General features: G+C 56.2%; 10 protein-coding genes. 5 read left to right on the top strand and 5 right to left on the bottom strand.

Features of this window, described 5'->3' with window-relative positions:
• The first annotated feature begins 50 nt into the window (after window positions 1–50).
• Complete coding sequence (locus tag AAFN83_RS13135; RefSeq protein ID WP_347770040.1) at window positions 51–641, top strand: LOG family protein; 591 nt, start codon at window positions 51–53, stop codon at window positions 639–641.
• A gap of 25 nt (window positions 642–666) precedes the next feature.
• Here AAFN83_RS13135 and AAFN83_RS13140 read toward each other — a convergent pair whose 3' ends face one another.
• Entirely contained in the window at window positions 667–1,224 is a 558-nt protein-coding gene (locus AAFN83_RS13140) for a GNAT family N-acetyltransferase (protein WP_347770042.1), read from the bottom strand.
• Between the two features lie 184 nt (window positions 1,225–1,408).
• Here AAFN83_RS13140 and AAFN83_RS13145 point away from each other — a divergent pair, with 184 nt between their 5' ends.
• Window positions 1,409–2,104, top strand: coding sequence for an MBL fold metallo-hydrolase (locus AAFN83_RS13145; protein ID WP_347770044.1), 696 nt, complete (start codon window positions 1,409–1,411; stop codon window positions 2,102–2,104).
• A 143-nt stretch (window positions 2,105–2,247) separates the two neighbouring features.
• Here the strand turns inward: AAFN83_RS13145 and AAFN83_RS13150 are convergent, their stop codons facing one another.
• The 3 genes from AAFN83_RS13150 to AAFN83_RS13160 all read right to left on the bottom strand — a co-directional run bounded on the left by AAFN83_RS13150 (window position 2,248) and on the right by AAFN83_RS13160 (window position 5,393).
• Entirely contained in the window at window positions 2,248–3,408 is a 1,161-nt protein-coding gene (locus AAFN83_RS13150) for a 5-methyltetrahydropteroyltriglutamate--homocysteine S-methyltransferase (protein WP_347770046.1), read from the bottom strand.
• Between the two features lie 148 nt (window positions 3,409–3,556).
• A complete protein-coding gene (locus AAFN83_RS13155) occupies window positions 3,557–4,468 on the bottom strand; it encodes a LysR family transcriptional regulator (protein ID WP_347770048.1) in 912 nt (303 codons plus the stop codon).
• A 46-nt stretch (window positions 4,469–4,514) separates the two neighbouring features.
• The gene (locus AAFN83_RS13160) at window positions 4,515–5,393 is read right to left on the bottom strand and encodes an AraC family transcriptional regulator (protein WP_347770050.1); all 879 of its coding nucleotides are present in this window, start codon (window positions 5,391–5,393) and stop codon (window positions 4,515–4,517) included.
• A gap of 148 nt (window positions 5,394–5,541) precedes the next feature.
• Here AAFN83_RS13160 and AAFN83_RS13165 point away from each other — a divergent pair, with 148 nt between their 5' ends.
• The 3 genes from AAFN83_RS13165 (at window position 5,542) to AAFN83_RS13175 (ending at window position 10,910) form a co-directional block, all read left to right on the top strand.
• Complete coding sequence (locus tag AAFN83_RS13165; RefSeq protein WP_347770052.1) at window positions 5,542–7,608, top strand: glycoside hydrolase family 31 protein; 2,067 nt, start codon at window positions 5,542–5,544, stop codon at window positions 7,606–7,608.
• Between the two features lie 25 nt (window positions 7,609–7,633).
• A complete protein-coding gene (locus tag AAFN83_RS13170; protein ID WP_347770054.1) occupies window positions 7,634–10,048 on the top strand; it encodes a hypothetical protein in 2,415 nt (804 codons plus the stop codon).
• A gap of 250 nt (window positions 10,049–10,298) precedes the next feature.
• Window positions 10,299–10,910: a DUF6273 domain-containing protein gene (locus AAFN83_RS13175; protein WP_347770056.1), complete on the top strand. Its 612-nt coding sequence runs from the start codon at window positions 10,299–10,301 to the stop codon at window positions 10,908–10,910.
• 58 nt (window positions 10,911–10,968) lie between these two features.
• Here AAFN83_RS13175 and AAFN83_RS13180 read toward each other — a convergent pair whose 3' ends face one another.
• Window positions 10,969–11,541 (bottom strand): zinc ribbon domain-containing protein, encoded by a 573-nt coding sequence (locus AAFN83_RS13180; RefSeq protein ID WP_347770058.1) that lies wholly within the window; start codon window positions 11,539–11,541, stop codon window positions 10,969–10,971.
• Window positions 11,542–11,603: the final 62 nt, after the last annotated feature.

The following is an 11,603-nucleotide window of genomic DNA, read 5'->3' on the forward strand; positions in this document are numbered from 1 at the left end:
TTCGGGTCAAAACAAATAACCGGGATGATGAAACGAACAGGAGGAACAACATGAATCGAATTGCTGTATATTCCGGTTCCAATTATGGGAATCGGACCGATTATCAAGAAGGAGCCAACCGGCTTGGACGAGCGCTCGCCACGCGGGGGATCGGGCTGGTCTACGGAGGGTCCCGACTGGGCTTGATGGGGGAAGTTGCGAATGCCGTATTGGATGGAAAGGGAGACGTTATCGGTGTCATGCCGAAAGGGTTGTTTCCAAAGGAAGCAGCACATCCCGGTCTGAGCACGTTCCACGAAACCGAAGACATGCCTTCCCGCAAAAAGCGGATGGCCGAATTGGCAGACGGCTTCATCGCCCTTCCCGGCGGAGTGGGAACCTACGAGGAACTGTTTGAAATGCTGAGCTGGGCCCAGCTCGGCATCCATGCGAAGCCGGTGGGCCTCCTGAACGTGAGCGGCTTCTTTACTCCGCTGATCACGATGCTTACGCATACGGTGCAGGAGGGTTTTATGAAGGAAAGCCATCTGAAGCTCTTCTGTGTAGCGGACAACCCCGACGAACTGATCGCCCAGATGATCCATTACCAGCCCCCCGCATTAGGAGTGAAGTGGAAGCAGCTGACGGACTTGCAGCGGTAGCAGATCGAGCTCGCTCGAATGGGTCTTACAGAGAGCCCGAAGTGGATTCGTGCTCAGCAGACCATTCCGTTTGCAAAATGGCGTATACGAAGGTGTCCTTCCAGATGGGGGTTCCCTCAGCGTCCGTTTTGAAAGATACGTTTTGCAAATGATGTCCTTCTCTCCTCATCTTCAAGCGCTCGAGCAATCTCCAGGAACGTTCATTTAACGGGTCGCACTTCGCGACGATTCGGCGTGCCCCAAATTCGGTGAACACATAGTCGACAAGCATCCTCGCACTTTCGGTTGCATACCCTTTCCCCTGATAGAAGCGATTGAAGACGTAGCCCACTTCCCAAGTGCCAAACTCACCCTTCGCGAAATACAGGTTGCCGATGACCTTGCCGCTTTCCTTGAGGCATACCGCAGGAAAGGTGTCGAGTTGAGAACGGCGAATGGCTTCTTCCTTGGCCTGCTCTTCTGTAAACACTTCATAGGGCTCGTAGAGGAGAACCTCCGGGTCGGATAGATACTCATATAAGTCACGCCAATCGGTTGGTTCGAAGCGGCGGATAACAAGGCGTTCGGATAAAAGAGGATTCATGGTTTTACCACCTTAAGCGGATTGTTGTCGGGCAAGGGAAAAGTTGTTCGGAACCTTCCCTGTTCCTCCTGCAGAATACGCCTTGGAAGCGGAACCGACAAGGGAAAGAATGGTTGAACGGAAACCAGCCCATCGTTCGACTGGGCTCCATCGACTATAATGGTGGGTATTGGAGGGATAAGAGATGCACGCCTATTACGTATTATCTATTGAAATTCCGTATGGAGACAGCATAACGGTTCTTCATCCGGTTTTGCTTAAGGATGAGCGGGATCTGGTGCTCGTGGATTGCGGCTATCCCGGTGATCTGGAGCGAATCGAAGCAGCGATGGCGGTGATCGGCTTCACCGGTGACCAGCTCACGCAGCTCGTCCTTACTCACCACGACTACGATCACATGGGAGCGGCCGCTTCGTTTAAACGGAAATACCCCTCCCTTCTGGTCGTAACAAGCGAGGGAGAGACTCCTTATGTGACGGGCGAGCAGCCTTCGGCGCGCCTCGTTCAGGCTTTGGAGATGCAGCATCGCCTGCCCGCTTCCGAGCAAGAGGGAGGGCTGGCTTTTATTGAGATGCTGAGAGGGATGGAGGCTGTTCCTGTCGATCGGATTCTACGCGGTGGGGAACGATTGTCCTGGGGCGGCGGCTGTGAAGTGATCGCCACTCCCGGCCATACGCCCGGGCATTTCTCTTTGTATTTGACGGAGCAGCGAGTCCTCCTCACGGGAGATGCCGCCGTCATTGAGAACGGCGAGCTTGCCGTAGCGAATCCGCAATTTGCCCTTGATTTGCCGAAGGCCGAGGAATCGCTTGCGAGGCTGTTGGCTTATGACGCAGACACATATGTATGTTATCACGGGGGTTCTATTCGAATGAGGTAACCAACAAAAAGACTCCAACTCATTTGCCCACCAGGCCCACTCTCATTAGTGAAGAAAGCCCGTATGGATCAATAGGTTGGAGTCTGTTATTGGGTCAAGAATGGGACGCCGTTTTCAGGAAGCAAACAGGTTTGCCCGCTTTGTTAAGATTCTTCACCCCAAACCTCTTCAGCGATTTCTTTGACGAGGGCGATCTTCTTCCACTGCTCTTCCTCGGTCAGGATATTCCCTTCCTCCGTAGAGGCGAATCCGCATTGCGGGCTCAAGCAGAGCCGATCTGCCGGAACGTACTGCTCCGCTTCCTTGATGCGGGCGATGATCTGCTCCTTGCTTTCCAGCTCCCCGGTTTTGGAGGAGATGAGACCAAGCACCACCTGCTTGTCCCCGGACACCTTGGCGAGCGGGGTGAAGTCGCCGGCACGATCCGTATCGTACTCGAGGAAGTAGGCGGATACGTTCTCCTTGCCCAGAAGCGTTTCGGCTACCGGCTGATAACCGCCGGAAGTGGCCCAGGTCGAATGGTAATTGCCTCGGCATACGTGGGTGGTCACAACCAGGTCTTCGGGAAGATCGGCGATGGCGTCATTGTTCAGGCGCAGGTACAGCGTTTGAAGCTGCGCGGGATCGTAGCCCTCGCCCGCCATCGCGGACCAGAAGGACTCGTCGCACAGCATCCCCCACGTGCAATCGTCCAACTGGACGTTGCGGCAGCCTGCTTCGTAGAAGGAGAGGATGACGCTGCGATAGGCGGCGGCGATGTCGCGGTACAGCTCCTCGCGGTCGGGATAGAGACGCTCGACTTCCTTGGCATTCACGTCGCGGACGAGCTCGGCGAGCAGTTGGGCTGGCGCAGGAATCGTCTGCTTCGCGAGCACATCGTCTCCCGCCGCCTCCTTCAGGAAGCGGTAGTGAGCGAGGAATGGGTGCTCGCTTCCGACACGAATCTTCCCGGAGAGTCGGGCCGAGTCAGCTCGCGTTTCTTCTCCGTGAAAGAGGTAGCCCCGGTCCATCAGCACATGCTCGATGCCCTCAAAGCCCCAGAAGAAGTCCAGATGCCAGTAGCTGCGGCGGAACTCGCCGTCCGTAATGGCCTTCAGGCCGATTTTCTTTTGCTTCTCGACGAGCTTGCGAATTTCCGTGTCCTCGATCTTCGTCAGCTCATCTTGTGATAAATTCCCGGCGGTAAAAGCCTCCCGTGCTTCCTTGAGGGCTTGCGGGCGAAGGTAGCTTCCGACCACGTCGTAGCGGAAGGGAGCTTTTTTGAATGGTTTTGGGGTGTTGCTTGTTTGCGCTTGGTTGCTCATGGGATGATCCTCCTTCGGTCTCTTTCAGGTAGGATCAGTATAACGTGAGATTTATCATATAGAGTAACACTTATCTCTTATAGAGAGATATAGACTTTGACTATATCGATGGGGAAGGTAAGCTTTCGGCTGCGCTCGCAGGCCTCATTTACAAGCCGTACTCCTGAATAACCGCCTTCAATTCCTCTACGTAGCGGGCCGCTTGCTGGCTGAGCTGGACCTGATGGTTGGCGATCCAACCGACCTCAATGGGCTCGTCTACATCGAGCGGAACGGGAATGATCTGGTCTCCGTTCAGATCGGAGCTCAATATGCCCGTGGAGATCGTGTAGCCGTTCAGCCCGATCAGCAGGTTAAAGAGGGTGGCGCGGTCGCTGACGTGGATGCTCTTTTTGCGAAACACGGTGCTTAATATTTCCTCGGAAAAGTAAAACGAATTGTGCTCCCCCTGCTCGAAGGAAAGGTACGGATAGTCCTCCAAATCCTCCAGTGAAACGGACTTTCGCTTCGCGAGCGGGTTGCTTGCGCTGATGAAGATATGCGGGCTCGCCGTGAAGAGCGGGTGAAAATCCAGGTGATTTTCCCGAAACAGCTTCTCGATCACTTTGCGGTTAAAAGGGTTCAGGTACAGCACACCGATCTCGCTCCGCAGATTGCGGACGTCCTCGATGATCTCGTGTGTACGCGTCTCGCGCAGGGTAAACTCGTATTCCTCCGCACCGCTCTGCTTGATGAGGTTGACGAAGGCATTCACGGCGAAGGCATAGTGCTGGGTGGAGATGGAGCACAGCTGCCGGGAAGGCTTCTTGTTCAGGTAGCGCTGCTCCAGAAGAGCCGCCTGCTCCACGACTTGACGGGCATACCCCAGAAACTCGGCTCCGTCGACGGAGAGGGTGATGCCCTTCGGCGTTCGGAGAAACAGCTCGATGCCGACCTCCTTTTCCAACTCCTTCATGGCATTCGACAGGCTGGGCTGGGTGATGTAGAGGCGCTTCGCGGCCTCATTGATCGAACCGGCGTTCACGACTTCGATGAAATACTTCAACTGCTGCAGCTTCATGGGTTCGGTCTCCTTTCCCGTTGTCGATCTGGGGCAATGGCGAGGGTTACGCTTCGCTACGGTACTTTCCCGGAGAACAGCCGATGGCCTTGGCGAACTCCCGGTTGAAATAGCTGATGTTGTTGAAGCCCACGTTTCGGGCGATGTCGGCAATTTTCCAGTCGGTTTCGATCAGGAGCGAGCAGCTTTGGAGGATGCGGTATCGAATGACATAGGCGATGGGCGTCAGGTTCATGACTTCCTTGAAGGCGTTGCAGAATTGGCCTACGCTCATCGGGAGCAGGTCTGCCAGCGCCTTGAGGGTAATTTCCTCCCGGTAGTTGGCCTGAATGTACGTCAGGACAGGCTGCATTCTCCTCGTTTTGTAAGGCAGGCTGTCCCGCCCCTTCGTGAGAGCGGGGACGGCATGCTGAAAGCTGTGATGCCACAGATCAAACAGCTTGCCGCGGATGAGCAGCTCCACCTCCGATAGAGGCTGATCCCGGAGAGCGTCCAGCTCCAGCAAACGGGCATACACGATGCGCTGCCACTCCTCTTCCCCCGTGATCCGCTTGGGGAGCTCCAACTCGCCCGACAGCACCGGCTGAACAAACCGGGAGAACGCTGTCCCTTGCTTGGGATCGCCGAACAGATTCGGATGAAACACCACAACGCACGCCTCACACGGCAAACCGTCCAGGGAGCGGGCGGCATGTAGCCGATTGGAGGGGATGAATAGGCCTTCGCCGGCGCGCACTGCGATTTCTTCCTCGTCCAAGGTGTAGACGATTCCTCCCTCCAGCACGAAGACGAATTCGAATTCATAATGCCAATGAAGGTAAAAGAACGTATCCACCTGCGAGGGGTAGCTCAGACGGTGGATGGCGACAGGCAGCAGGGCGGTTCCGTGCACGGCTTTTTCTTTCAGGTGATGCTTCGGCTTCATAGCGGTCGCCTCTTGCTCCATAAGGGGAATATTGTGTTAGTCATCGGCAATTTACTTAAAGAAACCAAGGGTTTTAAAAAATATAATACAAGTAGATCCCTTCGATTATACCAATTTTAGACCCTATGGAAAAAGAGGAGGAGCACAAATGAAATTTTCACAAGAAGGCAGCCGCCTGATCGCAAGAGCGGGCGTTGAGACCATCTGGATCGAGCCGTGGGGCGATAACTCCCTGCGTGTCCGCATGACCAAGGAAGCACACATGGATGCAAACGACTGGGCGCTCCAGGATGCACCGCAAGCAACGGAAGCGAAGATCACGATTGAGGATGTCGAGCTGATCGAGCCGTGGATTTCCGAAGCGGAACGCGAGCAATACTTGAAGAAGGCTCAGATCGCATCGATCCAGAACGGGGAGATCATTGCCTCTTTCAACGCAGAGGGCTGGTTATCCTTCAAGAATAGCGACGGAGAGCTGCTTACCGAAGAATATTGGCGCGATCGGAACCGGATCGACCGCTATTGCGTGCCGATTCGCGTAGAAGGGCGCGAAATGAAACCGCTTACCGGTACGAGCGATTATCGCCTCACCCTGCGCTTTGAAGCGTTCGAAGGCGAGCAGATCTTCGGGCTCGGGCAATATCAGGAAGGCATTTTGGACAAGAAGGGCTCCGTGCTGGAACTCGCCCACCGTAACTCGCAGACGAGTGTTCCATTCATGCTGTCGAGCCGCGGATACGGCTTGCTCTGGAACAACCCGGCGATCGGTACGGTCACCTTCGGTACGAACCGCACGGAATGGGTAGCCGAGAGCACGAAGAAGCTCGACTATTTCATCACGGCAGGCAAGACGCCGGCTCAAATTGAAGAGCAATACGCGAATGCTGTCGGCAAAGCGCCGATGATGCCGGAATTCGGTCTCGGCTTCTGGCAGTGCAAGCTCCGCTACCGCACGCAGGAGGAGCTGCTCACGGTGGCGCGCGAATACAAGCGCCGCGGCATTCCGCTGGACGTAATCGTCATCGACTTCTTCCACTGGACGAAGCAAGGCGATTTCAAGTTCGAGCCGCGGGACTGGCCGGACCCCGAAGCCATGATCACCGAGCTCCGCGAGCTGGGCATCGAGGTTATGGTTTCGGTATGGCCGACGATTGACAGCCGCTCCGAGAACTACGGTCCGATGGCCGAGCAAGGCTTCCTCGTCAACGCCGACCGGGGCATGAACATCAACATGAACTGGATGGGCGAGACCGTCTTCTTCGATGCGACGCATCCGGGCGCCCGTGAATACGTTTGGCAGGCTAGCAAGAAGAACTATTACGACAAGGGCGTCCGCATCTTCTGGCTGGACGAAGCCGAGCCGGAATACGGGCCGTACGATTTCGACAACTACCGATACTATCAAGGTCCAGCCCTGCAATGTACGAACATCTACCCGCTTGAATATGCCCGCGGCTACTATGACGGCATGACAGCGGAAGGCCAAGACGGCATCTGTAACCTCGTTCGTGCCGCTTGGGCAGGCAGCCAGCGCTATGGCGCATTGATCTGGTCGGGAGATATCTCCTCGACATTCCGCGGCATGCGCGAGCAGCTCCAGATCGGGCTGAACATGGGCATCGCCGGCATTCCGTGGTGGACGACCGACATCGGCGGCTTCCTCGGCGGTAACGTCCATGATGCGAACTTCCAGGAGCTGCTGGTTCGCTGGTTCGCCTTCGGCGTCTTCACGCCGGTTCTCCGTCTGCACGGCGAACGCGTTCCGCATATCCAACCGGAGCAAGCCGTGATCGATGGCATCACCCAAATGTTCACGGGCAGCGACAACGAAATTTGGAGCTATGGCGAAGAAAACTACGAAGTAATGAAGTCCTTCATCCTCATGCGCGAGCGCTTGCGCCCCTATGTGCGTGCCTGCATGGCAGAAGCCCATGAGAAGGGCACGCCGGTCATGCGGACGATGTTCTACGAATTCCCGCAGGATGCTGCATGCTGGAAAACGGAAACCCAATACATGTTCGGACCCGATATTCTGGTCGCTCCGATCTTCGAGCTCGGTCAACGCAGCCGGGAGGTTTATCTGCCGGCGGGCGAGACCTGGAAGAACGCCAAGACGAACGAAGTGCTGGAGGGTGGACAGACGATTACGGTCGAAGCCCCGCTGCATGAAATCCCGCTGTTCGTAAGAGCGGACAAGAACCTGCCGATCTATTAAGAAGAACGCAAGTCAGGAGGCAACCATGAGCAATCCACGCGAACCTTATCGCTTTCAATCCCTCTCGGTGCCGGGAGGCGGCTTCGTCACCGGCTTCCTGTTTCACCCGTCCGCTCCGGACGTTCTGTACTGCCGGACCGACATCGGAGGAACGTACCGGTATGATTTTGCTGAGGAACGCTGGGTGTCTCTGGTCGATCACGTGACGGACCCGGGGGTATGGGAAACCTACCCCCTGTCCATCGCGCTCGATCCGAATCATCCCAGCTACCTCTATACGATGGTCGGGCTATACCCGGACCATAAGATCGCCTTCTCGGACGATTACGGCAAGACGTATGTTTATTTCGATCCGCCTGTTATCGATGAGTTGGGTTATACGGCTACGATGCACGGCAATGCGGCAGGTCGTTCGACAGGGGAACGTCTGGTGGTGGACCCGTACGATTCGAACACGCTCTACATGGGAACGATGGAGGACGGGCTTTGGAAGACGGAGGATCAATGCCGTACCTGGACCCGATTGACCGTCGCGGCTCCCGGCAAGTCGAACGAGACGAACATCTCCTTCGTCGAGATCGATCCGGCAAGCGGCGGACCGGGACGTCCTGCTCAGCGTATCGTTGTCGCCACGAGCGGCCGCGAAGGCTCTCCAGGCGATGATGTCCGCGGTCCAAGCGTCTACATCAGCCATGATGCCGGTACGACCTTTGCTCCGATTGAAGGCGAGCCGGCTCCGATCATCGGCGGCTCGAAGGATTATCCCGGCTATGTCGGGCAGCGTGCAGCCTTCGTCGGCCGGTACCTGTTCATTTCCTACGCCGCGTACAACATCGGCTGGTCCGGTTGGCACACGTACGGCTGCGACACCGGCCTGTGCTATGATGGAGCGCTCATCCGCTACGAGCTGGACGAGAGCGGTCGTGTGACCGAAGCCCTCGATATCACGCCGCCGAACATCATCAACCCGAGCTTCCATGATGCCGAAGCACCCGGGCGCCGCCTGGGGTATGGCATCAGCGGAATCGGGATCGATCCGCAGGTGCCGGGGACGTTGATCTGTTCGACGATCACGGCCGCGCCGGATACGATCTACCGCTCGACGGACTACGGAGTGACGTGGCAGCCGATTATGTCGGGTCTCTCCATCGGCAACATCGACTGGACCACTGCCTTCCAGAAGCCCGAGTACAACGGCCGGGACTCCCTCATCCACTGGATGTCCGACCTGAAGATCAACCCTTTCAATCGCGATATGGCGATCTTCAACACGGGGGCAGGCATCTTCGTCAGCCGCGACCTCACTCGTGCCGATCAAGGCGAGCCGGTCACCTGGACCAACTTCAATGAGGGAGTCGAGGAGACGGTTCACTTGAACGTCTACTCGCCGCCCGCAGGCGATGTGAAGGTGATCGACATCATCGGCGATTACGGCGGCATCGTCTTCACGGATCTGGATCAGCCGGTGGAAAACAGCTTCGCCAACGAGAGAGGCGACCGCTGGATCACCTGCATGAATGCGGATTATCCGGACAGCGATCCGAATCTGCTCGTCACCACGCCTCGCGGCAACTGGAGAGGCTTCACCAAGGGCGGACTGATCCTGTCCCGGGATCAGGGGCGCACCTGGACGAAGCTCCCGGACCCGACCGGGCTGAGCGCATCCGTCGACGAATGGCTGAAGGAGATGGATCGCCCGAACGTAACGTCTGGCTGGACGGCGGTATCCGCCGACGGCAAGACGATTCTGTGGGTGCTTGGCCTGCCCGTCTATGCATCCCGTGCGGTTTATACGCACGATGAGGGCAAGACGTGGGGACGTTCTCTCCTGCACGACCGAAACGGGGAACGTCTTCCAGAAGACGCGCTCCCGACACTGCCGTTCAAGGTGATGGCGGACCGCGTAAACCCGAACGTGTTTTACGGCTTCAGCGACTATACCGAGGGCCAAGGCTTCTATGTGAGCGTGGACCGGGGCGAAACCTTCCACGCCATCGAGGCGCCGGAGGGCTTCCCGAAGGTTGACCTCGCGGGGATCGACAGCGAGCAGCATTATGAGATTCGCGTCGAGCCGGGCAGGGAAGGCGTCATCTGGTTCGCGATGCAGGAGGGCGGCCTCTGGCGGGTAACGTATGACGTCAGCCAGAATGCGCTGGCAGGCGAACGGGTATCCAAGCCGGGCGACTTCATCAAGCGCGTCGGCCTCGGCAAGCCGCAGGACGGCAGCGACGTGCAGACGCTGTTCACGAGTGGAACGATCCAGGGTGAATACGGCTTCTTCCGCTCGCATGACGGCGGCGTGAACTGGATTCGCATCAACGACGACCAGCACCAGTACGGAGACATCCGCTCTATTTCGGGCGACCCTCGCGTGTTTGGGCGCATTTATGTCGCTACGGGAACACGCGGCCTCGTGTACGGAGACCCGGTAAACGGCTAACGAGAATTGCGGAAGCTTACAAGGATGACAAATCTATAAGGTTCGTAAAAAGGCCTCAACCTTCACGATAATGTGGGGGTTGAGGTCTTCTTTTGTTTTGTAGAAGCCCGCGACGAAAGCTCCTGTTAATGACAGGGAGAGTAACAGATCGGGATGTAAGTGGATAGAAATGCAAACAAATGTTCTTTTAAATAGGTATTCCAAATGGTAAAATAGATCCATGGGTAATTTTATAGAAAGAGGGGCTTACATGGAAGATAGTAAGATCGACTCTCTATTATCATTCGGCGGTTATGATTGGCGTGTGCTTGCCATACAAAACAATACGGCTTTGATTATAACCGAAGAAATTATCGAACAGCGCCCTTATCATGATGCCTATAAAGAGATAACATGGGCCGACTGCGCGTTAAGAAAATATCTTAATGGTGAATTTTACGACAAATTCAACGCAGCGGATCAATCAAGAATCAATCCGGTAGTAAATCAGAATTCGGACAACCCATGGTATGGTTCAAAGGGCGGAGCCGATACGCAGGACCGTGTCTTTTTATTAAGCCTTGAGGAAGTATGCACCTATTTCGGTGACAGCCGTTCAAAACTGCACAACCCAGGAAAAAATCAAAGATATTGGTTTGAACGCAAAGATGAAAACAACAGCAAGCGACTAGCAAAGCTTCTGGGTAAAGAGTGGTGCTGGTGGTGGTGGCTTCGGTCTCCCGGCCGCGTTAATGTAAAAGCCGTGTACATCTTCGGGACGGATGGGAATATCGGCATCCAAGGCAACAATATTTTGAAAGGCAACCTCAGCGATGGCAAATGTACAGGCGGTGTCCGTCCCGCTTTGTGGTTGAGGCTGTAAGGTGCCTGTCATAGGAAAACCGGAGCAGCGTCAGCGGGACGCGCTCCGGTTGTTTTTGTTATTCAACAGCTTGCTGGTCATGACCGCAATGGGTGCAGTAGCGAACGCCTGGGGCAACCGGCTCCCCGCAGGAGGCACAGGGCTCGTCTGCCCTAATCCGTTCTTCCTCAGACGCCAGCTCCGCCTCCAACTCCGGCTCCAGGATCAGCACCTGCTCCTGACTTCCCTCAACTGGGGCTTCGGCTCCCGGTTCGACCGCCGCTGGCGGAGGAGTAAAATCAAACTTGTGTCCGCAGGAGGAGCAGAAGCGGATGTCGGCCGCGACCACGGTCGAGCAGTCGGGACAGGTTTTCTCGTTGCGCAGCTCGCGGATCTTGGCTTCCAGCTCGGTGATCGTGTCCTGATGCTGCCCGATCGCTTGTCCGTGTCGGACGATCTCCGCTTCTGCCAAGGATAAATCTCCTTGGGCATAGGCCTGGTAGACCTGCTCTCCGATCTGGGTATAGAGGGCGTCGATGTCTTTCTTTATGCCATTGATCTGGGATGACAGCTTGGTCACCTCCAGGGTGAGTTGGGCTTTGTCGGCGGTCTTGGCTACTCCGTCCTTCAGCTTGCTGAAAAAGCCTGCCATGCGCACTCCTCCTTTGGGTAGGGACTCTCGTCTTTGGTTCTTTCATTATCTATGGAGAGGAG

It is taken from the genome of Gorillibacterium sp. CAU 1737, assembly GCF_039888655.1.
Lineage (GTDB): Bacteria > Bacillota > Bacilli > Paenibacillales > NBRC-103111 > Gorillibacterium.

Coding starts and splice junctions, on each gene's coding strand:
- AAFN83_RS13145 (WP_347770044.1), top strand. CDS start 1,409: ATGCACGCCTATTACGTATTATCTATTGAAATTCCGTATGGAGACAGC.
- AAFN83_RS13135 (WP_347770040.1), top strand. CDS start 51: ATGAATCGAATTGCTGTATATTCCGGTTCCAATTATGGGAATCGGACC.
- AAFN83_RS13175 (WP_347770056.1), top strand. CDS start 10,299: ATGGAAGATAGTAAGATCGACTCTCTATTATCATTCGGCGGTTATGAT.
- AAFN83_RS13155 (WP_347770048.1), bottom strand. CDS start 4,468: ATGAAGCTGCAGCAGTTGAAGTATTTCATCGAAGTCGTGAACGCCGGT.
- AAFN83_RS13170 (WP_347770054.1), top strand. CDS start 7,634: ATGAGCAATCCACGCGAACCTTATCGCTTTCAATCCCTCTCGGTGCCG.
- AAFN83_RS13160 (WP_347770050.1), bottom strand. CDS start 5,393: ATGAAGCCGAAGCATCACCTGAAAGAAAAAGCCGTGCACGGAACCGCC.
- AAFN83_RS13140 (WP_347770042.1), bottom strand. CDS start 1,224: ATGAATCCTCTTTTATCCGAACGCCTTGTTATCCGCCGCTTCGAACCA.
- AAFN83_RS13180 (WP_347770058.1), bottom strand. CDS start 11,541: ATGGCAGGCTTTTTCAGCAAGCTGAAGGACGGAGTAGCCAAGACCGCC.
- AAFN83_RS13150 (WP_347770046.1), bottom strand. CDS start 3,408: ATGAGCAACCAAGCGCAAACAAGCAACACCCCAAAACCATTCAAAAAA.
- AAFN83_RS13165 (WP_347770052.1), top strand. CDS start 5,542: ATGAAATTTTCACAAGAAGGCAGCCGCCTGATCGCAAGAGCGGGCGTT.